The following is a 24,470-nucleotide window of genomic DNA, read 5'->3' on the forward strand; positions in this document are numbered from 1 at the left end:
TTGAAGGCTGCAAGCACTCAGGGTTGGGTAATTTCTAAAGTGAAGTGCTTCGGGGTTAGAGGATTTCGAAAAGTGAGCGGTTGCGGGAATTCTGATGCAGTTAGAATCAGAGGGGGGGATTGTAAAAACAAAAAACCCTCTGTAAACCTGAGTCTACAGAGGGTTGTGGAGCTGGCGGGAGTCGAACCCGCGTCCAAACACATTCCCGGAAAGCTTTCTACATGCTTATTTCCTTATTGATTTTTCGTGGCCTGGCAGGAACGGAACAAACCAACCTTGCCCTTATCCGTTAAGTTTTTCGATGTACACTCACAGAAACCATGTACACTTATCCATCTGTGGGTTTGATTCGGCGGCGGGAGTCGCAGTAGGACACAATTCCGGCGGCTATAATGGGTACCTAATTTAATTAGGCAGCCATGGCGTAGTTAGATTCGCCAATTGAAATTTGGGTATTCAGATTTACGTGCTAATTATCCAACGCACGGCATGCTTACACTTTCAAAGACCTATGCTGTCAAAACCGGTCAGCCCCGGTGTTTTAGCACCGCAAAGATACAATATTTATTTGATTTATTTTCCTGTCAGCCAGCGCCATATATCCAACCCATTGGCGTACAGCAGCAATGAGAACAGCAATACCATACCCACGATCTGCGCGTACTCCATGAACTTCTCACTGGGCTTGCGGCCGGTGATCATTTCATAGATCAGGAACAATACATGCCCACCGTCTAATGCCGGGATTGGCAGGATGTTCATAAATGCCAGGATGATGCTCAGCAAAGCCGTCAGCGTCCAGAAGCTCTGCCAGTCCCATACAGACGGGAACAGGTTACCAATGGCCATAAAACCACCGAGCGACTCACTCGCCTTCACTTCCTTAGATACGAATATGAGGCGCAATTGCTGAACGTAACCTACCAGTGTGCTGATAGCTTTTGTAAAGCCTGCCGGGATCGCTTCTCCGAAAGTATAGCGCTTCGTTACATAATCGAGGTGACGGTCACTGAAAGTATTCACGCCCAGCTGGCCGGTTTTCGGCAATGTGGGATGTAACGTAATTGTATCTGCCCCGCGTTTTACCGTTAAATCAATCGTACGGCCTGAATCCTTCACCAGCAGCTTTGCCATTTCATGGAAGTATTTCACCTCCGTTCCGTTGATGGCAATAACGGTGTCACCTAACTTCAGTCCGGCTTTGTGCCCTGCGGTTAACCCCTCCTTTTCGGTCATGATCGTATCCATTACGGCCGGAACACGAACACCTGCGATGGGAGCCTTCTTGCGGATAGTGCTTCCTACGAAGCCGTCCTTAATATGAAGGTCCACCATTTGCCCGTCGCGTTTCACCTGAATGGTTTTGGCTTCGTCGAGGATCACGTCTCCGGTAACGTCCCAGAAGTCCTCCGGAACCTTTCCGTCTACCGACACAATCATATCCCCGTCTTTCAGTCCGATGCTGTGACCGATGGAATCCGTGTAAATACCATATTTCACGTTCTGGAGGGGAAGCGTTTTCTCGCCCCAATGCCAGAGGATCATTGTATAAATGAGGAAACCGAGAACGATGTTCACCGTTACACCGCCGATCATGATGATCAGGCGCTGCCAGGCTGGCTTGGAGCGGAACTCCCATGGCTCCGGCGGACGGTTCATCTGTTCCTTGTCCATGCTCTCATCAATCATACCGGCAATTTTCACATAGCCACCGAGGGGCAGCCAGCCAACGCCGTATTCCGTATCACCTTTCCTGAATTTGAAGAGGGAAAACCAGGGATCGAAGAAGAGGTAGAACTTTTCCACCTTCGTTTTAAACAGTTTGGCAGGGATAAAATGCCCAAGCTCATGCAGGACCACGAGGATCGATAAAGAAAGGAGCAACTGGCCTGCCTTGACTAATATTGCGGATGTTTCCATGTATTTGCTTAAAAAACCAGGATTTTTTTGCGAATGTAAGTAATTAGGACAGGCTGTGTATCAACTCTGCGGCATGATCGCGGGCAGTTGTGTCGGCCTGATAATATTGTTGTAAAGTCGGCTTTTCCACGAAAGGCACTTTGGCCATCGTTTCCTCGATCACTTCCGTCATCTGGAGGAATCCAATCCTGTTTTTAAGGAAAGCGTTCACCACTTCTTCGTTGGCAGCATTCATGACACAGGCGGCGTTCCCCCCTTTGCGTAATGCCTCCATGGCTATGCCCAGGTTACGGAACGTTTTCAGGTCTGGCTGCTCGAAGGTGAGCGAGGGATAGTTTTTGAAGGTAAACCGCGGGAAGTCGTTCACCAGCCTGTCTGGATACCCCATGGCATACTGGATGGGCAGTTTCATATCGGGCAGGCCCATCTGGGCTTTGAGGGAACCGTCGGTGAACTGAACCATGGAGTGGATGATAGACTGGGGATGAATAATCACCTCAATCTGATCGGCATGGAGCCCGAAGAGCCATTTGGCTTCGATCATTTCCAGTCCTTTATTCATGAGGGTGGCAGAGTCGATGCTTATTTTGGCGCCCATGCTCCAGTTAGGATGCTGGAGGGCATGGTCTTTCTTCACGTTGATGAGGAAATTGGTCTTTTTGCCGAGGAACGGTCCGCCGGAAGCCGTGAGGATTACTTTTTCCACGCGGGAGAGCGGTTCTCCCTGAAGGCATTGGAAAATGGCGGAATGCTCAGAATCCACGGGGATAATGGGCACGTTTCTCTTGCGGGCAGTGGCCATCACGATATCTCCGGCAACCACCAGCGTTTCTTTATTGGCCAGGGCCACAGGGGTACCCTGTTCCAGCGCGGAAAGCGTGGGGGCGAGGCCTGCGAAGCCTACAATGGCGGACAACATCAGGTCTATGGAGTCCCATGCGGCCACTTCCACGAGGGCGGAAGGGCCGGCGAACACTTTGATACCCTGGTCGAATAAAACATCCTTCACTGCGGCGTACTTGCTTTCGTCGCCGATTACCACGGCGTTGGGCCGGTGCTTCAAAGCCTGCTCTATGAGGAGGGCTTCGTTCGATTGTGCCGTGAGCACTTCCACTTCAAACAGGGCGGGGTGAGCTTCAATCACCTCCAGTGCCTGGCGGCCGATGGAGCCCGTAGACCCGAAAATGCCTATGCGTTTTTTACTCATGATCTGTCTGTAATCTCTCCTTGCGTTTAAATTTAAAGGTTTTTTCAATTGCAGCGTGCGAAAAGGGGCGCCCCGTCTGGTGAGACGGGGAGTTATTACCTATGAAATGCCTGCTGTCAGCGGCCTTCGAGGTATTTGCCCAGCTCGTCCGCAATGGTACGGTCGTTGCTGAGACGGGGCACTTTATTCTGCCCGCCCAGTTTACCGATTGATTTCATATAGTCGATGAACCCGTTTTTGCGTACCGGCCTGATTTTCAGGGTTTGGAGGATATTGCCGGTCAACAGGTCGTTATAATAGATGTTCTTCTCTTGCAGCGCGGCGTCTACCTCGCCGGCGAAGCCGGTGAGGTTACCGGGGATCTCTTCGAATTCCACGAACCATTCATGGTAAGGCAGTTCGCCATTCACCTGAATTTTGGGAGCTACGGTGAACTCGGTGATACGGATACCGTGGCGGTCGGCCACACCCATCAGGCTATGTTCTACCTCCTCCCCGATCACGTGTTCGCCGAAAGCGGAAATGAAATGCTTGGTACGTCCGGTAACAAGGATGCGGTATGGATTGCGGGACACGAACTTCACGGTGTCTCCTATATTATATGCCCACAGTCCCGCGTTGGTGCTTACGATCATAGCGTAGTTCACCCCTAATTCCACTTCTTTGAGGGGAATACGGGTGGGATTGGGAGAGAATATCTCGGTGGCGGGCACAAACTCGAAGAATATGCCGGCATTGGTGTTTAAGAGGAGGCCTTCCTGCTGCTGGGTGTCCTGGTAGGCGAAGAAGCCTTCTGAGGCGGGGAAAGTTTCGATGGTGGTTACTTTCCTGCCGATGGAGTCCATCAGTTTGGCGCGGTAAGGTTCGAAATTGACGCCACCGTGCACGAGGAGGTTGAAGTTAGGGAACAGTTCGCCAACGGATTTGCCGCTGCGGGCCATCAGTTCGTCGAAGTACATCTGCATCCATGGCGGAATGCCGGAGATGAGACGCATGTCCTGATTGATGGTTTCGTCCACGATCTTCCCCAGTTTGGTTTCCCAGTCTTCGATACAGTTCGTTTCGTAGGTGGGTAACTGGTTGGTGCGCAGGTAGCGGGGGATCTGGTGGTTGGCGATGCCGCTGAGGCGCCCTGTGGGGATATTGGCGATCCTTTCCAGTTCGGGGGAGCCGGAGAGGAAGATAAGTTTGCCGTCGAAAGCGGTGGAGTCTCCTGTTTCAACGACGTTACAGAAAACGGCGTTGCGGGAGGTATTAAAGTGGTGATCGATAGATTCTTTGGAAATGGGGATGTATTTCACTCCGCTGGTGGTGCCGGAGGTTTTGGCGAAGTACATGGGGAGGCCTTTCCAGAGTATGTTATGTCGGCCTTCCTTGATTTTTTCAATCCAGGGCCTGAATTGTTCATAGTCCCTGATGGGAACGGCTTGTTTATAGGAATCGTAGGATTGAATATTCTCGAACTGGTGCTCTTTCCCGAACTCTGTTTTTCTACCTGTCTTCAGCAAATCCTGGAGGATGGCCTCCTGGTCTTCCGCCGCCCTCATCATTTCCTTCTTCACCTTTGCGGCGATAATCGAAGCAAATGGTTTGGCCAGCAGTGATTTAAACTTCATGCCCCGTTATTTTAATGATCAACGTAAGTAACAAATGTATAAAAATTGTACGCAAGTTAAGCGTTTTTCAAACGGGCCACAGGCGGGGGTTGCGGGGTTAAAGATGGCTAACGGCTTGCAGACGCGGGCAACGGGCAGATGGTAAACAATTGTTAAAAAAAACTAAAATTGTAAAAAGTCCGTATCTTTGATATGTAATTAACTATTTTTCAAACCGGTAATGGTCCGCATTGGGCTACCCGGCATTAAAATTGCAGGATTTGTTTTGTTGATTAAAAAACAAAGTAATACCTTTGCAGGAAATTATTTTTGGAAATACTATGTTCGCAGTTGTAACAATCGCAGGCCAGCAGTTCAAAGTGTCAAAAGATCAGGAGATCTTCGTTCACCAACTGGCTGGTAACGTCGGAGATAAAGTAGAATTCGCAGAAGTTCTGCTGACTGACAACGACGGTAAACTTACCGTAGGTACTGATGTAAAATCAGTGATCAAGGCTGAAATTCTGGGCCATGTGCAAGGTGACAAGGTGATTGCCTTCAAGATGAAGAGAAGGAAAGGCTTCCGGAAGAAAGTGGGCCACCGTACCCATTTCACCAAGATCAGGATCAACGAAATTGCATAAATTAATAAAGTTATAAAGTACTAATACAATGGCACATAAAAAAGGTGAAGGTAGTGTAAAGAACGGCCGGGATTCCCAAAGCAAAAGGCTCGGGGTTAAAATCTTCGGTGGTCAGGCAGCTGTAGCCGGTAACATCATCATCCGTCAGAGAGGCACTGTGTATCATGCTGGTTCCAATGTAGGTATCGGTAAAGATTTCACTATCTATGCGCTGACCGACGGTGTGGTTGAATTCAGAAAAGGCCGTGAAAACCGGACTTTCGTTTCCGTTAAATCATTTGACACCACTGCGCAGGCGGAAGCCTAATTCAGCGTAGTGTTTGCCATAAAGTTTTTTTAATACCCAATTTTAATTACTAACCCAAAATTCAAAAAACAATGGCAACAATTAAGAAAGCCGCTGCTAAAAAAGCTGCTCCTAAAAAAGCTGCTGCAAAGAAAGCCGCTCCTAAAAAAGCTGCTGCTAAGAAAGCTGCTCCTAAAAAAGCTGCTGCTAAGAAAGCCGCTCCTAAGAAAGCTGCTGCTAAGAAAGCCGCTCCTAAGAAAGCTGCTGCTAAGAAAGCTGCTCCTAAAAAAGCTGCTGCTAAGAAAGCCGCTCCTAAGAAAGCTGCTGCTAAGAAAGCTGCTCCTAAAAAGAAAGCCGCTGCTAAAAAGCCCGCTGCGAAGAAAGCTGCTCCTAAAAAAGCCGCTGCTAAAAAACCCGCCGCGAAGAAAGCTGCTCCGAAAAAGAAAGCCGCTTCTAAGAAAGCTGCTCCCTCTGCTCCTGCAGCTCCGGCCATGTAAGATCGGATTTACAAACTGTAGCATAAAGAACCTCGATGAAAATCGAGGTTCTTTTTTTTGTTAACTTACAGCCCTATGGAAAATTACGTCATCGCTGATAACTTCTCCCTGCTCGCCAAACTCATGGACATCCACGGAGATAATCCCTTCAAAGCCAAATCATTCGCTAACGCAGCATTCCAGATAGAAAAACTTACTGTACCTCTGCAGGATACACCCAGAGATGCCATCTTCCGCATCAAAGGCATCGGAGAATCCACCGGTAAATCCGTGCTCGAAATGCTCGATACCGGCAGCTTCACTGCCCTCACAGAATACCTCGCCAAAACACCGCCGGGTATCCTCGACATGATGCGTATCAAAGGCATCGGGCCTAAGAAAATAGCCACCATCTGGAAAGAACTCGAAATCGAAACACTCGGCGAACTCCTATATGCCTGCAACGAAAACCGCCTCTCTCTCCTCAAAGGGTTTGGTCAGAAAACGCAGGAATCCATCCGCCAGAGCATCGAATTCTTCCTATCCAACCGCGAACGCTTACTCTACGCAGAAGTAGCTCCCTTCGCTAAAGAACTCACACAACTCCTGGAGAAAACCTTCTCCCCCGCCCCCGTTTCCCTCACAGGCGCCTTCCGCCGGCAACAACCGGTAATAGACGAACTGGAAGCCGTGATCGGTGTACCAATAGACCAGGTATCCGAACAATTCCATACACTTGACGGCTTCGAACGGCTCGGCAATAACGACGATTCCATCCTTGTCCAGTTCCGCGACCAGGTTAAAATACGCCTCTATGGCACCGCACCAGAGCACTTCGCTACCAAGCTCTTTACCACTACCGGTACAGAAGCATTCCTCACTGCATTCTTTGCCCGGGAAGGCGCTTCCAACGGTGGCAATGAAACTACCGAAGATGCCATCTTCGCCCGTGCAGGCATTTCTGTGATTGAGCCGGCGCTCCGCGAAACGCCCGACATCCTTCTGAAAGCTGCCGCAGGTAACTTGCCTAAACTCATTCAACCCGGTGATATCAAAGGTATCATCCACTCCCACTCCCAATGGAGCGATGGTATGAGTACCCTGGAAGATATGGCTAAAGCCGCAAGGGATAAAGGTTTCGAGTATCTCGTTATCAGCGATCACTCGCGCTCCGCTTTTTATGCCAACGGCCTCCACCCGGACCGTATCCTCGCACAGCACGCACAGATCGATGAACTGAATAAAAAACTGGCTCCCTTCAAAATCTTCAAAAGCATTGAGGCCGATATCCTGAACGATGGCAGCCTTGATTACCCGGATGAGATCCTCAGGAGCTTTGACCTGGTAATTGCATCGGTACACTCCAACCTGAAGATGCCGGAAGAAAAAGCTATGGCCCGCCTCCTTGCTGCCATTGCCAATCCTTACACCACCATCCTCGGGCATATGACCGGCCGCCTCCTGCTGAGCCGTAACGGCTATCCCGTTAACCACCCTGCCATCATTGATGCATGCGTGGCCAACCAGGTGGTGATAGAGCTGAACGCCCATCCGCGCCGGCTGGATATCGACTGGGAATGGATCCCTATGGCCATTGATAAAGGCGCCATGCTGTCCATTGACCCGGATGCGCATACTATTGAAGGGTACGACGATATCCGTTATGGCACCTTAGCCGCCCAAAAAGGCGGTCTTACTGCAGAAAGGAACCTGAGCAGCTTCAGCCTGTCTGAGCTGGAAACATGGCTGGCAGCACGCCGACAATCCAAAGGAATATAACATGTTATTGAGTGCATTTGCCCTGGCTGTAGCGCCTGGAATCGCCATTATGCTGGCCATTTATGCTTTGGATCAGCGGAACCGCGAGCCGCTGGGCCTGCTGGTCCGTTGTTTCATACTCGGGATCGCCGGCATGATTCTGCCGCTCATTGTGCAAACAATGGCATCCGTTTACGGCTTGCGGGCATCTGGTTATGGTTTGCTCCACAGTGCCTTTTATGCATTTATTGTAGTAGGACTGAGTGAAGAAGGCGGCAAATATCTCGCACTCCGGTATTTCGCGTACCCCAAAAAGGCGTTCGACGAGCCGTTCGACGGTATCGTTTATTCCGTAATGATTGGTATGGGTTTCGCTACGGCGGAGAATATCATGTATGTATTTCAATATGGCATGGCTACCGGCTGGGCGCGGATGTTTATTTCCGTACCGGCGCATGCCTGCTTCGCCATCCTCATGGGCTATTACACCGGCCTGGCGAAGTTCATCCCCCAGCACCGGGGAACTTTACTGTTTACCGGCTTGTTCTGGGCAGTGATATTCCATGGAGCATTTGATTTCTTCCTGTTTATCGGAGACAGCATCTTCCAGGTACTGGCGGCTTTGGTGAGCCTCTACATTGCGGTAAGGCTGTCTATCCGGGCTATCCGGCAGCACAGGGCTACTTCCCGGGAATGGGAAAGGCTTCGGGAAGAAAATGAAAGAGAACAGGAACAGAATCAGGATTGATTTTCAGGAGCTTTATTACTCGTTAACCAAAAATATAGGGCATATCCGATAAATGGCAGGAAGAATACCAGGATGAGCCATTTGAGGTGGTATGGCCTGTTGTTACCTGGTTTTTTGAAGGTGTGCAGCACTACGAACCTGACCACCAGCCAAAGGTGGGCAAGGAATAATATCATGAGAATCAACTCTTCTGTCATGGATTTCCGGCGCGTTGATGACTTTAAATCTAGGAATTTTTTTGGAAGTAAGCGGGAAAAAAAGAGGCCCGACTTGACAATCAGGCCCATCCTCCAAATTAACTAGTAATGCAAAGTGGATATAAAAAAAAGTTGAAGTCTGCAGTTGTATGGTTTAACTGAAAGAGGCCATGGCGGGCCAGTCTCTCTCTGTAAATCTACAAAATTTTAATTATATAGTTAGGATTGCTAAACTATTTCTGTAAGTCGTGCGGAGATTTTTATGACTTGAATTTAGCAGTTAGTGATGTTAGTGGGATGGGGTAAAAAGAAAAGAGCCCGATAAGACAACCAGGCTCGTTTTTCTCCAATTTAGCTTAAGACAAAAATCCCTTATTCCCTAATAAGACTCTTTAAAATGCGTTCTGTAAAGCTGTAAAAGCAAAGGTTTAAAATAGAGCCCGACACGAACATCAGGCTCGAATTTTTCTCCAATTTAGCTTAAGACAACTCTTACAACCAGGTGTTACCACCAGGTTAATATCTTGATGTAATAATAATCGGATTCGGTTTGAAAAGAACTTTGGTTGATTCGAAAACAACAGCCTCACATACGGTGTCAATCACTAATTCAAATCTAACAGAAAAAAATGAACATTCAAAGCGTTTACGTTAGGATAACTAACAATTAACCAAAATTAGTAGCATATACAACAGTTTGAAATTGTGGAAAATACATGTCGTGTATGCCTGTTCGGGAGTATATACGGAACTAGATAAATATTAGATTTGTAAACCTGTATATTTATAAAGCTAATGTATATAATTTTATTGGTTAAAGAAATCTGGGTGTTGGCCTTTTATCTTTTTGCAGGCTGAACCGGTAATTCAACATTAATTCATGCGATCCGCCCTGCATACTCTTCAAATGGGTGGAGGAAGCAAAATCATAGGAATACCCAAACTGGAAGTTCTTAGAGGCCTGCACCTGTATCGTAGCACTGGCCGATTTCTCCGTTCTCCAGGTGCCCCCTGCCCATAAAACGTCTTTCAGTATAAACATGGCATTGATATCCGCCTGTATTCCGGCTCCCCCTACCTGGCGCAAAACCACCCCGGGTTTAAATTTAAGGAAACTGTTAATAGTGGTCAAATAAGCACCATGCAGGTACATATGCCTTTTAAACTCCACTTTATTAACAGACCCTCCCAGATCAAAATTATGGAATGAGGGTGCGGAAAAGCCAACAAACCACTTGTCTGAAAACAACACGAGGCCAAATCCCACATCCGTTTTCCAATAAGATTGATTATTAGAGAATACAGGGTCGTCCGGACTGCCCAGATGCTCGTTATTCTCCTTATACTGCTCCATCCCTCCTTTCAGTCCCATTGCCAGGTATAACTTGTCATCCAGCTTTACCTTTTGAGAAACATTGAGGTGGTATCCCGTCTGGGAATAAATGGTGATCTCATCCTTCAGCGCCATAAAACCGATGCTGGTGCCGGTAGACTTAATAGGCGAATAAAAAGAGAAGGTGGCCGTTTTAGGGGCGCCTTCCATCCCCACCCACTGGTTCCGCATCACCACAGTGGCGCTGCCAAACTCGTCCATCGACGGGTAACCGGGATTGATCACCATCCCGTTGTATTGGTATTGGCCATACAGCGGTTGTTGCTGGGCGGCAGCTTCCCCGGCCGTAAAAAGTACGGCCAGGGAAAGTATCATTTTTTGAATGCCTGTTTTCATCAGAAAATCATTTAAGGCTTATTGAGCTGATTTTAGTACGATATAACCAGTGTAGCGCGTCATTTTTCCGTCTGCATCCCAAACCTGGAGCATGTAGAAGTAAGAACCATCAGGCAGCTGGGTGCCGTTGCCGCCACCTTTATTCGCGATGCCCTTGAACGCGTTATTCTGGTTGTGATAATTGGTAGTCTGGAAAATAGTACCGCCCCAGCGGTTCACGATCACGAGTTCGTTGCGTTTGTATTTCTCGATATTCTCGATCACCAGCGCATCGTTCTTCCCGTCTCCGTTAGGCGATAATCCTTTGTGTACACGCACTTCCATATCCGGGATCACATCGTCGTTCAGGATTACACCCACTGCTACTGCAGCAGTTCCGATGGCAGGAACATTTTGTGCGGAAGCTACTACAGCGCCTGTCAGTTTCACTACGAAATATTCATCCTTCTCTACTATGGCATCTCCATTCACCGGCACTTCGATCACTGCTTCCTGCAGCCCTGCGGCAATAATGATCTGCCTTGTAGCATCCAGGAAATCTTCTGTTGCTTTTGCACGCATCGGATCCTTATCTGCTCCCTGCCCTTCAAATGCATCGGCAAAGGAATACTGCAGGGTGATGGGACGTGTGCTCTTCCGGCTCAGTTCCACTTTAAAGGGCAGCTGGGTCATACCTGTATTGCCTTCTTCAACACGCGCACTGTCTACCGCGAAACGGATGGTGAGCGGATCGTTATCTTTTACTGCCGTGCTTGACTTATCGGCCACACCCAGTGCATATCCCTGTCCGGCGCCAGTGTGGGGCTGGATGGCGAGGTTGATGAAACCATCATCGTCGTTCGTATCATTCTCTTCGGATTTCAGCTGGAAGGTAACCTCTGTCTGGTTCGCCGGCATGGTCACCGTAAGTATGCTGCCGGTTTTCGGTATGGCTGTGCTAACAGTCCGCTGTGCATCGTGCTGTAAATCAATCTTCACAGGAATGGCGGCAGGGAATGCTTCTGATGAGCGGAGTGTTACTGTCAGTGTTCCGCCTTCCGTGATTTCTGCGGGTGCTGCCAGTTCCATTTTTATCTGATCATCGTCCAGCAGATTTACAGTGGCAGTGTTTTGCGCGGCAATAGGCCAGGTGTAGCTTCCCAATGGTGCGGAAGCCGCTGTAAGACGAATCTCCACGGTTTCTGTGCCTTCGAGGATATTATCGTTCACAGGCTGGATGACGATAATGGCTTCTTTCTGTCCGGCGGGGATATCGATGGAGCCGGTCAGTACCTGGTAGTCGGATCCTGCTGAAGCAGTGCCTGTAGTATTATAAGAAACGTTGACAGGTACTACAGTGGTGAGGTCGGTATTCGCGAAGCGTACGCGTACCCTGCCTGAAGTGGCCGGTTCGGAAGCATCTGCTATCTTCTCGATGAGGATGCTTCTGTCGATAGCCATATCATCATCTGCCAGGGTCATGCTTTGAGCGCCACTGGTAGCAATGCTTACAGGAACAGTGGTACCCATATGATCAAAGCTGCCGGAAACCAGTGTGAGAGTTACGGTTTCGTTGCCTTCGAGGATCTTATCATCCAGCACATTCACCGTTACATTTACCCCGGCGTCTCCCGCCTTAATTACCGCAGTACTGGTGAGGGTGGTATAGTCTTTACCCGCAGCTGCGGTTCCACCCATTGTATAGTTCACCGTGATATCCGAAGGAGCCGTACCCGTTGCCAGCTGGATGCGGAAGGTTCCGTGGGTGGAAGGCTCTGATGCATCCACTGTTTTAGCAGCGGTTATACTCAGGCCCGGTGCCGGCTCACCCGGAATGGTAATGAGCGTTGCCGGTGAGAATGTGTATCCTGTTGCGGTAGCCGTAATTTGCAGTACTTCCGCAGGTTCAGTAATCATGTCTGCAATAGCTGTGAGCAGTACGGTTACTTCCTGCTGCCCTGCCCCGATAGCTACCGGGAGCGGTGCTACGAAGAAGTCGGCCGCGCTGGCAGTTTGTGCACCATTTGCGCCAACACTGATGGTAATGGGCACTGCCGTGGTGATGCCTGCCGGGAGGGAGAACTTCACTTTGGTATTGCTTCCTTCATGCAGCACAGTTGAGTCGATGGTAATGGTGATAACCCTGTTGGCAGGAATAAGTCCGGTGCCATCGGCTATCTCTACCGGTCCACCGTTGAAGCTGAAGCCAGCGGGTGCTATGCCTCCTACCTGCAATACTTCCACCGGCTCCAGAATTCCGTCTGCACTGGCAGTGATCGTGAAATCGGCACTGGCAGCTGCCAGCGCAGGGATCGTCACATTCGCCGGAATGGCGCCGTGGTCAGTATCTGCAGCAGTAGATGTAGCATCTGTTTTACTGAGCTGAACGGTAATATTGGTACTGGAAGTGATGCCGGCCGGCAGGCTGAGCCTGAACTGGCCGCTCGCACCTTCAGTTATTTTCGCTCCTGCGGGGAGGAACGAGATCTTAGTATTTGCAGGATCGAGGCTGGTAGCATCTTCAATACTGATGCTGATACCATCTACCACAAATCCGGTGGCGGTACCTTCGAGCTGCAGCGATTCTAATTGTTCGAGGATATTATCCGTAACCGCTCCAATCTCAAATGTTTCCGAATGTTTGCCGGCACCGATGGTGATGGTAGCGGGCAACATGGTATGATCGGAACCGGCGGCAGAGGACAGGGCGTTCTTCGCAATGTTCACCACAATGTTGCTGCCGGCGATATATGCACCCGGCAGGGATACCGTAATCGTGGTTTTGGCAGCGCCCTCACGGATAGTGGATACCGAAGCAATCATTGTGATGTTACCAGTAACAGGCGCATCCTGGATCTTCACTACCACCGGCTTGCTAAAGGTGAAACCACCCGCTGCCGAAGGTATCAGTTCTACCGTTTCTTCGGATTCTATTTTATCATCTGTGGCAGTCTTAATATCAAGTGTTACAGCGCCAGCGCCTGCCGGAATGGTAACCGAAGCAGGGAATCCGCCATCCAGATCATCATCTGCTGCTGCAGGTGCCGCAGAGCCTTGAGCCAGGTTGATCACTACCGGCTGTGTGGAAGTTACGCCTGCGGGCAGACTAAACGTCCAGGTAACGGTTGCGCCTTCAGTAACCGTAGCCGGACCGGTTACGGTGATCAGCTTATTGGATACATCAGTGATCGTAATACCGGCAGACTGGGAAGTCGCATATCCGAACACAGTGGCAGATGCCGTGATCTGCAGCAGCTCATTGCTTTCGATTACTCCGTCGGTTTCTGCGTTTACTTCGAATGTGGCGCTATTACTGTTCGCTGCAATGGTAACCGAAGCAGGGAAACTATAATCAGCCGCAGTAATGGTTGCATTGCTGCCTGCGCCTTTACTGAGCGATACTGTGATGGCTTGTGTAGTTATAATGTTAGCCGGCAGTGCAACTGTCATAGTCACCTTACCTCCTTCGGCAACGGTGGCCGTGGCGGGCGTGAGCTGAAGTGTTTTGTTAGCATTGGTGCCGGTAACATCAGTTACCGTAAGGGTAGCGCCGGTAACCGGGATATTCGGATTGGCCGTACCACCCAGTACAAGTGTTTCTGCAACCTCAAGCAGCAGATCACCATTCGTGCTGAGTGTTACTGTTGCATCTGTACCGCCGGCAGGAATAGTAATGGTTCCCAGTGCGCCATGTTCTGCGTCTGCAAGGGTAGATGCACCGTCTTTAGTAAGCGTAACAATGATATCAGTAGCAGATGTTACCCCTCCCGTCAGCTCAGCTTTAACGATGGTGCTGCCGCCTTCTGCTATCGTTACAGGAGCTACAGAAAGCTTGATACCTGCACCTGCGAGATCGCCATCGGTAATAGTGAAGGCAACAGGTTGGGAGAAGGTGAATCCTGTGGCGGAAGGGTTCAGCGTGAGCAGTTCATCCGTTTCGATGAGTTGATCGGCTTTAGCTGTAAGAGTAACCTCTCCGTAAGGCTGGCCAGCCAGTATCTTCAGTACCGGAATGCCTGTCAGATCAGCAATACCTGCGGTTGAAGAGGCATCCACACCCAGTGCAATGGCAATGTCGCTGGTGGCAGTCACTCCCGATGGCAGGCTGAAACGGTAGGTGATACCACTGCCTTCTGCAACGGTAGCCACAGCCGGACCGGTTACTGTAATATATTTATTAGATACATCCGTGATGGTGATGTTGGACTTATCTGCTGAAGAAAAACCGAATACTGTTCCGTTCGCTACCAGTTCCAGCAATTCAGGTGTTTCAATATTGGCATCGGCAATAGCCGTTACTTCGAAAGTTTTACTATTTGTGTTGGGATCGATGGTTACGGTTGCCGGGAAGCTGTACTCTCCTGCAGTAAGCCCGGCATCGGTACCTGCCCCCCTTGTCAGTGAAACTGTAATTGCCTGTGACGACTGGATGCCCGCTGGCAGTGAAATAGTCATGGTCACTTTTCCGCCCTCCATGATGGTGGCGGTGGCGGGAGACAGCTGCAGGGTTTTATTCGCGTTGGAACCGGTAGCATCCGTAACTGTTATGGTAGTGGCCGTTACCGGAATTGCCGGAGATGCAGTACCATTAAGAATGAGTGTTTCCGAAGGCTCCAGCAGCAGATCGGTATTGGTTGTTAATGTAAAGGTTCCTTCCGTATCTCCAGCACTGATCACGATTGTGCCCGGAGCGCCATGTTCTGAATTAGAAAGCGTGGAGGCCCCATCTTTCACAAGCGTAACCGTAATATCATTCTTTGAGGTTACACCACCCGTGAGGGTTGCTTTAATCACCGTGCTGCCACCTTCAGCGATGCTGGCAGGCGCAGCGGTAAGCTGGATACCTGCGGCCGCGAGGTCGCCGTCAGTAATAGTGAAGGATACCGGCTGCGAGAAGGAGAACCCTGCTGCTGAGGGAACCAGTTCCAGTATTTCAGCAGGTTCTATTTGCAGGTCTGCTTTTGCAGCAAAGGTGATCTCTCCGGAAGTTTGTCCTGCAGCAATTTTCAATGCGGCCAGGCCGGTAAGGTCTGCCAGATCAGCAGTTGAAGAAGCGGCAAGCGCCAGTGAGATATTGATATCGCTGCCTGCGGTTACGCCTGAAGGCAGGCTAAAGGTATATTTGATGTTTCCGCCTTCCGCTACGGTTGCCGGACCGCTCACTGTGATCGTTTTGTTGGATACATCCGTGATGGTGATATTGGAAATACCAGAAGAAGCATGACCGAACACTGTTCCGGCAGCGGTCAGTTCCAGCAATTCCGCAGCTTCGATGTTACCATCTGTGAGTGCAGATACATCAAAAGTTTTGCTGTTGGTATTGGCATCAATAGTTACGGTTGCAGGGAAGCTGTAATCACCTGAAGTGAGGGTTGCACTGCTTCCTGCGCCTTTTCCGAGTGTTACAGTGATGGCTTGAGTAGTAATAATACCTGCCGGCAGTGCCACTGTCATGGTCACCTTCCCTCCTTCTGCAACAGTTGCAGTGGCAGGAGTAAGCAGCAGTGTTTTGTTAGCCGTGGTGCCGGTTGCATCGGTTACCGTAATGGTTGTACCGGTTACCGGTATAGCGTTGGTGGCATTACCTGCCAGCACCAGTGTTTCTGTGGTTTCGAGCAGCAGGTCGGTATTGGTGGCAAGCGTTACTGTTCCTTCAGTTGCTCCGGCCGGGATTACGATTGTACCCAGTGTTCCATGTTCTGCATCGCCAAGGGTGGAAGAGCTTACTTTGGAAAGGGTTACCGTGATATCAGCTGCGGCTTTCACGCCACCGGTAAGTGTAGCCTTGATGACGGTACTGCCGCCTTCTGCAACTCCTGAAGGTGTTGCTGAGAGGGTGATGCCTGCTGCGGCAAGATCGCCGTCATTAATCGTAAATGTTACCGGCTGGCTGAATGTGAATCCTGCAACGTTGGAAGGATTCAGCACCAGCGTTTCGGGTAACTCGATCAGCAGGTCTGGCTTGGCGGTAAAAGTGATATCGGCATAAGGTTCACCAGCCAGGATCTTTAATACCGGCACTCCGGTAAGGTCGGCCAGTGAGGCCGTAGAGGCAGGGTCTGCTGTCAGCGTAATATTAATATCGCTGGTGGCAGTTACGCCGGAAGGCAGACTGAAACGCCAGGTGAGCGTACCACCTTCTGTTACGGTGGCAGGCCCGGTCACTGTAATATGTTTATTGGAAACGTCGGTAATGGTGATGTTAGATACGTCGGAAGATGTATATCCGAATACGGTAGCCGTTGCAGAAAGTTCCAGCAGCTCGGGGCTTTCGATCAGCGCATCGGCCACTGCCGTAACATCGAACGTCTGGCTGCCGGTACCTGCGGCAATAACTACCGAGGCAGGGAAGCTGTAATCATCCGTCGTCAGCGTAGCTGCACTACCTGCACCTTTCGTGAGGGTAACAGTAATGGACTGGGAAGTAGTGATGCCGGCAGGAAGTGCCACCGTCATCGTTACCTTTCCGCTTTCCACGATGGCCGCATTGGCAGGTGTGAGCTGAATTGTTTTATTAGCATTGGTGCCGGTAACGTCTGTCACAGTTATTGTGGTGCCGGTTACAGGGATGCCCGGGTTAGCAGTACCTGTCAGCACCAGCGTTTCCGATGGCTCCAGCACCTGGTCGGTATTCGTGGTAAGACTGAAAGTGCCTTCTGTTGCACCCGCTGCAATGGTAATAGTACCCAGTGCAGCATGTTCAGTGTCAGCTAAAGTAGAAGTCCCGCCTTTTCCAAGTGTAATGGTAATGTTTGAAACGGAAGTCACACCTCCGGTAAGGGTAGCTTTGATTACCGTGCTGCTGCCCTCATTAATACTTACCGGTGTTGCAGACAGCGTAATACCTGCTGCAGCCAGATCACTATCTGTGATCGTAAAGGAAACCGGTTGAGAGAAAGTGAAGCCTGCCGCACCCGGTGTTAATATGAGTGTTTCAACCGGCTCAATGGACAGGTCAGTTTTCGCTGCCAGGGTGATTTCTCCGGATGACTGACCTGCTGCAATCTTCAGTACAGGTAACCCCGTAAGGTCAGCCAGTTCTGCGGTAGAGGCAGCCGCCAGTGCCAGCGAGATATTGATATCGCTGGTAGCGGTTACACCTGATGGTAAACTGAAAGTATATTTAATATTACCTCCTTCAGCTACGGTAGCCGGTCCGGATACGGTAATGTGTTTATTGGAAACGTCGGTGATGGTAATGTTGGAAATGGCAGTGCTGTTATTACTGAATACGGTAGCGTTTGCTCTCAGTTCCAGCAATTCAGCACTCTCGATGAGCCCGTCAGCCACTGCATCCACATCAAATGTTTTGCTGTTCGACATTGCATCGATGGTAACTGTGGCAGGGAAGGTATAATCACCTGATGTGAGAGTAGCCGCACTGCCTGCTCCTTTGGACAGAGTTACCGTGATAGCCTGTGTAGTGATGATACCAGCAGGTAATCCTACCGTCATCACCACTTTACCACCTTCCAATACGGTGGCAGTAAGGGGTGAGATCTGCAGGGTTCTGTTAGCAACAGTACCGGTTGCATCTGTTACATTAAGTGTTGCTCCGGCAACGGGTATCGCGCCGGTAGCCGTACCGGTAAGAACCAATGTTTCCGTTGACTCGAGCAACAGGTCGTTACTAGTTGTGAGGGTAAACGTACCTTCCGAATCACCTGCCGCAATGGTAATGGTACCGAGCGCTCCGTGCTCTGTATTGTCGAGCGTAGATGCTGCACCCTTAGCCAGTGTTACGATAACGTTGCCTGTAGATTTTATACCACCTGTAAAGGCAGCCTTGATCACTGTGCTGGCACCTTCTGCAATGGGACTCGGCGCAACGGACAATTGAATGCCCGCAGCTGCAAGGTCCTTATCCACGATCGTGAAAGATACCGGTTGAGAGAAAGTGAAGCCACCGGTTGCGGAAGGCGTCAGTTTCAGTATCTCAGCAGGTTCAATCAGCAGGTCGGGTTTGGCAGCGAAGATGATTTCTCCGTAGGGCTGCCCTGCTGCGATCTTCAATGCAGGCAAACTGTTCAGGTCGGCCAGGGTAGCTGTTGAAGTTGCATCGTAGGCGAGTGCAATATTGATATCGCTGGCAGCGGTAACGCCCGATGGCAAGGCAAAGCGCCAGGTAATATTATTATTCTCATCAACAGTGCCCGCGCCGGTTACCGTGATGAGCTTGCTGGTTGCATCATTAATAGTTATGTTGGAAATGGCAGTGCTGTTGTTACTGAAAACAATTGCACTTGCTCTCAGTTCCAGCAGTTCGGCACTTTCGATGAGCCCGTCGGCCACAGCATCCACATCAAACGTTTTGCTGTTCGTCATTGCATCAATGGTAACGGTGGCAGGGATTGTATAATCGCCCGATGTGAGTGTGGCTGCACTGCCCACCCCTTTAGATAAGGTAACCGTTATCGCCTGCGTGGTAATGATACCGGCAGGTAATCCTACCGTCATCACAACTTTACCTCCTTCCGATACTGTAGCAGTAAGGGGAGAAATCTGCAGGGTTCTGTTGGCTACGGTACCGGTGGCATCCGTTACGCTGAGCGTTGCACCGGTAACTGGTATTGCGCCTGTGGCTGTTCCTGTAAGCACTAAAGTTTCTACAGGCTCCAGCAGCAGGTCGTTATTGGTTGTCAGCGTGAAGGTACCTTCTGAATCACCCGCTGCTATTGTAATTGTACCAAGTGCTCCATGCTCTGTATTATCGAGTGTGGATGCCGCACCCTTAGCCAGTGTTATAACAACGTTGCCGGTAGATTTGATACCACCTGTAAAGGCAGCCTTGATCACCGTACCGGCACCTTCTGCAATGGGACTGGGCGTAACAGACAACTGAATACCCGCAGCGGCGAGGTCTTTATCCACGATCGTGAAAGATACCGGTTGAGAGAACGTGAAGCCACCTGTAGCGGAAGGCGTCAGTTTCAGTATCTCAGCAGGCTCAATCAGCAGGTCGGGTTTGGCAGCGAAGATGATTTCACCGAAGGGCTGTCCTGCAGCTATCTTCAATGCAGGCAAACTATTCAGATCAGCCACTGTGGCTGTTGAAGTTGCATCGTAGGCGAGTGCAATATTAATATCGCTGGCAGCGGTAACGCCCGATGGCAATGCAAAGCGCCAGGTAATATTATTATTCTCATCAACAGTGCCCGCTCCGGTAACCGTGATGAGTTTGCTGGTTGCATCATTAATTGTAATGCCGGAAGCATCGCCAGATGCAAAACCGAATACTGTACCTGAAGCAGTAACTTCCAGCAGTTCAGCCGACTCAATGAGGGCATCAGTATTAGCTCCTACAACAAAAGTCCTGGAGCCTGTACCCGCAGTAATCACTACAGAAGCAGGTAAGGTATAATCTGATGCAGTGATGGTAGCTGCACTGCCTGCACCTTTCGTCAGCGTTACAGTAATATCTTTTGTGGTGATGATTCCTGCCGGAAGGCCTACGGTCATGGTTACCGTATTCCCTTCATTCACACTGGCTGTAGCCGGTGTAAGTGAGAGGGTTTTATTGGCATCGGTACCGGTAAGGTCTTCGATAGTGACATCCTGTCCCTGAACGGTATAGGTACCTGCTGTTCCACGAATAGCGAGCAGCTCATCGTCTTCCAGCAGCAGATCAGTATTCGTTTGAAGTGTGAACGTACCGGAAGTTGCGTTGGCATTGATATGAATCGTACCCAGCGCAGTATAATCCGCCGGTGAAACTGCTACAGATCCTGAACCGGCATTTAATACCACGTCTATCGCGGTAGCAGATGTGAAGCCATCGAGCGTGGCGGTGATTAAAGTGCTCTCCCCTTCGGCAAGCGTGGTTTTGGCAGCCGAAAGAATGATCCTGTAACTTGCGGGGTCGGTATCTTTTACATTCATCCCAATCCCTTTGTTAAAGGTGAAGTCGGGAGATTGAAGCGTCATTTCCAGTCTTTCCAGTCCTTCCACAGAATTATCCGCCCGGGCGATGAAAGGAACGAGTACAAAAGCCTGTCCTTTTAGTATTGTTGCAGTTGTGGGGTAGCCTCCTGTAAAGTCGGCCCCGGTAGTTGTATTCCCAACTGTTGCCGGAGTAATGTTGAAAGTGATGGGAACGCTGGTGGTTACACCTGCCGGCAGTTCGATGCGCCAGTTAGCAGTAACGCCACCTTCCGCCACTTCTGTAGGACCGCTCACTACCAATGTAGTATTAGCAGCCGTCCGCGACATATCTTTAATAGTTACATTCCCTTTGGGTGATTGTGCGGTACCGAATACAGTTGCCGTACCGGCGATTTCCAGTATTTCATCTGCTTCGATTACATTATCCGTATTGGCATGCAGCACGAAGCTCACTTCGTTACCATTTACCGGGATAGTGGCACTTGCAGGTAATACATACTCAGATGTTAAAAGATCCGCATCACTGCCGCTGCCACGAGCCAGGGTAACCGGAATGGCTTTGGATGTTTTGATGCCTGCCGGGAGGCGTACCCAAACAGTTACGTCACCATTCTCATTTACCGAAGGCGTCTGCGGCTGAATGGTAAGCTTTTTATTATTGGCGTCAGCAGATTGTTTATCATTAATAGTGAAGGTCAGTCCTTCGAAAGTGTAACCGGCAGAAGTACCGCTCAGTTCGAGCGTTTCGGTATCCTCCAGCAACATATCGTCTGTCGCGGTTAAGGTAAAAGGAACCGAAGAGCTACCTGCTGGAATCTTAATGGTAACCGGACTTGTTGTAAAATCATCACCATCGGCGGTGGAACCTGTACCAATGTTCAGTGTGATGGGAATATCCACTGCAGCGGTACCATATTCTAATGAAGCGGTAACGGTAACTCCGGCGGAACCTTCAGTCAGCGTAAGCGGAGTGGCAGTAAATTTAATTTTAGTAGAAGGAGGATCGACGATGTCGATATTCATATTAGCCGTTACGGGAGTTTCTGCTACAAGGGCACTGGCAGTAATCTGCAATTGTTCCGCGCCTTCTACGATCGCATCGGTAACTGCCGTCAGTTCTATAGTTGCACTGTTGTCTCCTTCCGGAATGATGATTTTAGTATCCGGGAAGGTATAATCTGAGGCAGCGGCAGCTCCTGCAAAAGTAAGATCTACCTGCACTGCGCCTTTATGTTTCAGTGTAGGCTTAGCCAGGCGGGCAGTGATAGTAGCATTGGTGCCTTCTTTCACATTAGCCGGGCCTTCTATTATGATAGCGATGTTGTCGGGATCTTGTGCCGTATCATCTATAATACCAAGTGTGGCCGGCTGTGCAGTGAAGCCCACTTTGGCCGTGGTAATCACCAGCTCTTCATATGCTTCGAGCCAAACCGGATCAGTTGGTACAATAAATTTATACTCACCATGCCCTTCATACTCATTAATAGTAATCTCGAAAGGCAGCACAGCCGAGATGTCATTCATATCAGCGGTGGAACCTGCCCCGATCACAATCGGGAAAGTAAGCGATTTCCCGGCCGGGAGGGTTACTCCATCAGATAAAGTAAACCATACTGTCACTTCCGTTTCATTCTCATTTGCTGTGGAACCGCTCATGAGCATCACTTCCACATTTCTACCGTCAGGACTGTCTTCTATTACTAGTCCCGTATTCACCAATACGAAATTACCATCATGATCAGACGCACTGCCTTCAAAGTACCAGTACTCCAGCCAGTCTTCCATGATACCATCCTGGTAGAAATCAATATTGAAAGTAGTTTCCGAACCACCAGCAGGGATGGTAAGGGTGGATGGGAAGGCTGTGCTGAGATCACTCAGTTCCGCGGTATTATTAATATCACCTGTAAGCGGGTCAATTGTAATGGTGATGGGGCTTTCGGTGGTTACACCATCCGGCAGGCTGGCTTTTAATGTTACCGTTTCACCTTCTTTCCCTTGCGGAACGCTCATGGTGATGATGCGGTTATCTGTATTGAGGCCGGTTGTATCCGTGATGGTAATAGTTACATCATGGGTACTTGTTTTGGTGGGGAATACGGCGGTGGCTTCAATTTTGAAAAGCTCGTCGTTTTCCAGTATGCGGTCGCCGGTGGCGGTGATTTCAAATTCAGTATCCCATGCTCCGGCCGGAATGGTAACGGTGGCGGGGATAGCGGAATGATCCGTCAGTTCTGCGGTGGGTGCTACAGCTGCGGTCCTTACCAGATTTACGACAAGCGGAGTAGCCAGGGTGCCGGTACCTGTCATCTTCACTTTCATTTTCACCTTCCCTCCTTCCTTCACAGTTGTAAAGTCAGGCTCCAGGTAAATCCGGTTTTCATCGTCGTCAATAATTGTATAGTCAACTGCATTGTTAGTACCAATGAGTAAATGAGGCGAACATACGAGAGGTTTAATCTCCACGCGGAACTTCCGGTCGGCCTGCACAACGTTGTTCCCTTTAATTAATATATTATCAATCGCCATCACTGAATCCCAATAAATGCCAGGTTCAATGATGATTTTCTTACGTATCACTTCGTAATCAGTGCCTGGCACCGCGTTACCAGGCCCTGGAATGGGAGTGGCTACTACTTCTAATATCTGCGGCAGGTTGAAATATCCCTGCCCGATCTTTAATTCCAGCCCGGTGATAGCATGGTCAGTCAATCCTTCAAGCCCTTCAGGTGCAGCAGAAGCAAAATTAACCGTTACACGGTCGTGCGTAATCGGGTCAAAGAAAGGAGGAGTGGTATTCCAGAGTGTAATGGGTTGATCTGTAACGGTAACACCTGCCATTTCTGCAGCGTCGAAGCCAACAGCAAAACGTTTAGTTACGTGCAGGATTTGGGTGGGCAGCGCTACGATGGATAAATCTACCGCTTTATGTACGGCAATCCCCATGTCGTTTACTGTATTAACAAGCATGTCAGACAAAGTGTATCCAACACCGGTTTTAACATCCCGCGAAGAAAATGGACGGCTGGCGAACGATGAAAAGCAGTCTTGTGTTTTGAACACATGACTGCCTAATGACGGGTTTATACAATCTCCCGCAGCGCGCGTTACACCAACAGTATTGTAAAAGTTAATGTTAGGCCCGGTTGTGTGATGAAATGCATAGTATTCGTCCATCATACTGGGCGTGGTTCCGCTTACGAAGCCTTTGCCGCACATGCTCCCGTTGTTGAATGCAGTTTCTGAAAGGTAGAAATGCAGCCAGTAAGCCCCGCCATACATGCTGCCATCATAAACTCTTTCCGGCGAAGTCACCAGAAAGTCGATGTTGTAATGCCGTGCGCCTGCAACGTAGGTATAAGTAGTACTGATAAAGTATTCCAATCCCCGCGCGTTATGAATGCTGGATTGCGCCACTACCTTCCAGGGGTTGGCAGGGGTTCCATCACCCTTCACTTCCGAGATCTCACAATGTTTGAGATATTGGGGAATGTCCTCAATAGTGTACAGTTTGCCCATTTTCTGCTGGAGGACCAGATAAGTCCTCAGCCCTCCCCGTTCGTACCGTCCCAAAAGAGGGTCGGTGCTATACTGGTCGTAGCCGTTGTGGGTTACCTGGACAGACGTGTCTGTAATTGTAATCCGCAGGTCATTTCCACCCAGGTTGCCGCCTGTGGGGTTGATGGTGACAGGTTGTGCCTGCGCCATGGCCCTTCCGGCAGGAAGGAGGAGGAAGAGAACGATTGCCAGGCCCAAAAGAGCACGGGACGCACGAACTGCCGCTTTCATAGGATAGAATAGGACTAACATAAAAACTTTAAAATTTCTTTACATACATACTTTTTCGCCTGAAACAGACGTTTTGGGTTCCGGAAGCCTGAATGGCCCGTTATCTGCGGGATACTGCCGGCACGAATGCCAAAATCACACCCGGCGCCTCTGGGAAGGCGCCTCTTTCCTACTTACAATGACTCCGGATACTGAACAAATAGGCGGACAGACTCCACCTATCGAAGCAAATATATAATAATTATAATATTAAAACAAGT

At 49.7% G+C, this 24,470-nt stretch carries 10 protein-coding genes and 1 other RNA gene; 5 read left to right on the forward strand and 6 right to left on the reverse strand.

From position 1 onward, the window contains the following. Window positions 1-163: 163 nt before the first annotated feature. The 4 genes from ssrA to DEV76_RS08325 form a co-directional block, all read right to left on the reverse strand. Window positions 164-535, reverse strand: a transfer-messenger RNA (tmRNA) gene (gene ssrA, locus DEV76_RS08310). Window positions 536-573: 38 nt separating this feature from the next. Beyond that, complete coding sequence (gene rseP / locus DEV76_RS08315) at window positions 574-1,920, reverse strand: RIP metalloprotease RseP (protein ID WP_109697088.1); 1,347 nt, start codon at window positions 1,918-1,920, stop codon at window positions 574-576. Window positions 1,921-1,963: 43 nt separating this feature from the next. After that, window positions 1,964-3,127, reverse strand: coding sequence for a 1-deoxy-D-xylulose-5-phosphate reductoisomerase (locus DEV76_RS08320; RefSeq protein ID WP_109697090.1), 1,164 nt, complete (start codon window positions 3,125-3,127; stop codon window positions 1,964-1,966). A 116-nt stretch (window positions 3,128-3,243) separates the two neighbouring features. After that, entirely contained in the window at window positions 3,244-4,743 is a 1,500-nt protein-coding gene (locus DEV76_RS08325; RefSeq protein WP_109697092.1) for a GH3 auxin-responsive promoter family protein, read from the reverse strand. Window positions 4,744-5,063: 320 nt separating this feature from the next. On the opposite strand from DEV76_RS08325, the gene rplU reads away from it, so the two are divergent. The 5 genes from rplU (at window position 5,064) to DEV76_RS08350 (ending at window position 8,634) form a co-directional block, all read left to right on the forward strand. Further along, on the forward strand, window positions 5,064-5,366 hold the full coding sequence (gene rplU / locus DEV76_RS08330; protein WP_109697094.1) for a 50S ribosomal protein L21: 303 nt from the start codon (window positions 5,064-5,066) through the stop codon (window positions 5,364-5,366). 28 nt (window positions 5,367-5,394) lie between these two features. Next, window positions 5,395-5,673, forward strand: coding sequence for a 50S ribosomal protein L27 (rpmA, locus tag DEV76_RS08335; protein ID WP_109697096.1), 279 nt, complete (start codon window positions 5,395-5,397; stop codon window positions 5,671-5,673). 71 nt (window positions 5,674-5,744) lie between these two features. Next, complete coding sequence (locus DEV76_RS08340; protein ID WP_109697097.1) at window positions 5,745-6,149, forward strand: histone H1-like repetitive region-containing protein; 405 nt, start codon at window positions 5,745-5,747, stop codon at window positions 6,147-6,149. 75 nt (window positions 6,150-6,224) lie between these two features. After that, window positions 6,225-7,907, forward strand: coding sequence for a DNA polymerase/3'-5' exonuclease PolX (locus DEV76_RS08345; protein WP_109697099.1), 1,683 nt, complete (start codon window positions 6,225-6,227; stop codon window positions 7,905-7,907). Between the two features lies 1 nt (window position 7,908). After that, window positions 7,909-8,634: a PrsW family intramembrane metalloprotease gene (locus tag DEV76_RS08350; RefSeq protein ID WP_109697101.1), complete on the forward strand. Its 726-nt coding sequence runs from the start codon at window positions 7,909-7,911 to the stop codon at window positions 8,632-8,634. A gap of 1,011 nt (window positions 8,635-9,645) precedes the next feature. On the opposite strand, the gene DEV76_RS08360 is transcribed toward DEV76_RS08350, so the two are convergent. Both DEV76_RS08360 and DEV76_RS08365 read right to left on the reverse strand, forming a co-directional pair. Beyond that, window positions 9,646-10,560, reverse strand: a complete 915-nt coding sequence (locus DEV76_RS08360) for a PorP/SprF family type IX secretion system membrane protein (RefSeq protein WP_109697106.1) — start codon at window positions 10,558-10,560, stop codon at window positions 9,646-9,648. Between the two features lie 18 nt (window positions 10,561-10,578). Beyond that, window positions 10,579-24,231 (reverse strand): Calx-beta domain-containing protein, encoded by a 13,653-nt coding sequence (locus DEV76_RS08365; RefSeq protein ID WP_109697108.1) that lies wholly within the window; start codon window positions 24,229-24,231, stop codon window positions 10,579-10,581. Window positions 24,232-24,470: the final 239 nt, after the last annotated feature.

The organism is Chitinophaga deserti, from assembly GCF_003149455.1.
Taxonomy (GTDB): Bacteria; Bacteroidota; Bacteroidia; order Chitinophagales; family Chitinophagaceae; genus Chitinophaga; species Chitinophaga deserti.

Coding starts and splice junctions, on each gene's coding strand:
- rseP (WP_109697088.1), bottom strand. CDS start 1,920: ATGGAAACATCCGCAATATTAGTCAAGGCAGGCCAGTTGCTCCTTTCT.
- DEV76_RS08320 (WP_109697090.1), bottom strand. CDS start 3,127: ATGAGTAAAAAACGCATAGGCATTTTCGGGTCTACGGGCTCCATCGGC.
- DEV76_RS08325 (WP_109697092.1), bottom strand. CDS start 4,743: ATGAAGTTTAAATCACTGCTGGCCAAACCATTTGCTTCGATTATCGCC.
- rplU (WP_109697094.1), top strand. CDS start 5,064: ATGTTCGCAGTTGTAACAATCGCAGGCCAGCAGTTCAAAGTGTCAAAA.
- rpmA (WP_109697096.1), top strand. CDS start 5,395: ATGGCACATAAAAAAGGTGAAGGTAGTGTAAAGAACGGCCGGGATTCC.
- DEV76_RS08340 (WP_109697097.1), top strand. CDS start 5,745: ATGGCAACAATTAAGAAAGCCGCTGCTAAAAAAGCTGCTCCTAAAAAA.
- DEV76_RS08345 (WP_109697099.1), top strand. CDS start 6,225: ATGGAAAATTACGTCATCGCTGATAACTTCTCCCTGCTCGCCAAACTC.
- DEV76_RS08350 (WP_109697101.1), top strand. CDS start 7,909: ATGTTATTGAGTGCATTTGCCCTGGCTGTAGCGCCTGGAATCGCCATT.
- DEV76_RS08360 (WP_109697106.1), bottom strand. CDS start 10,560: ATGAAAACAGGCATTCAAAAAATGATACTTTCCCTGGCCGTACTTTTT.
- DEV76_RS08365 (WP_109697108.1), bottom strand. CDS start 24,231: ATGTTAGTCCTATTCTATCCTATGAAAGCGGCAGTTCGTGCGTCCCGT.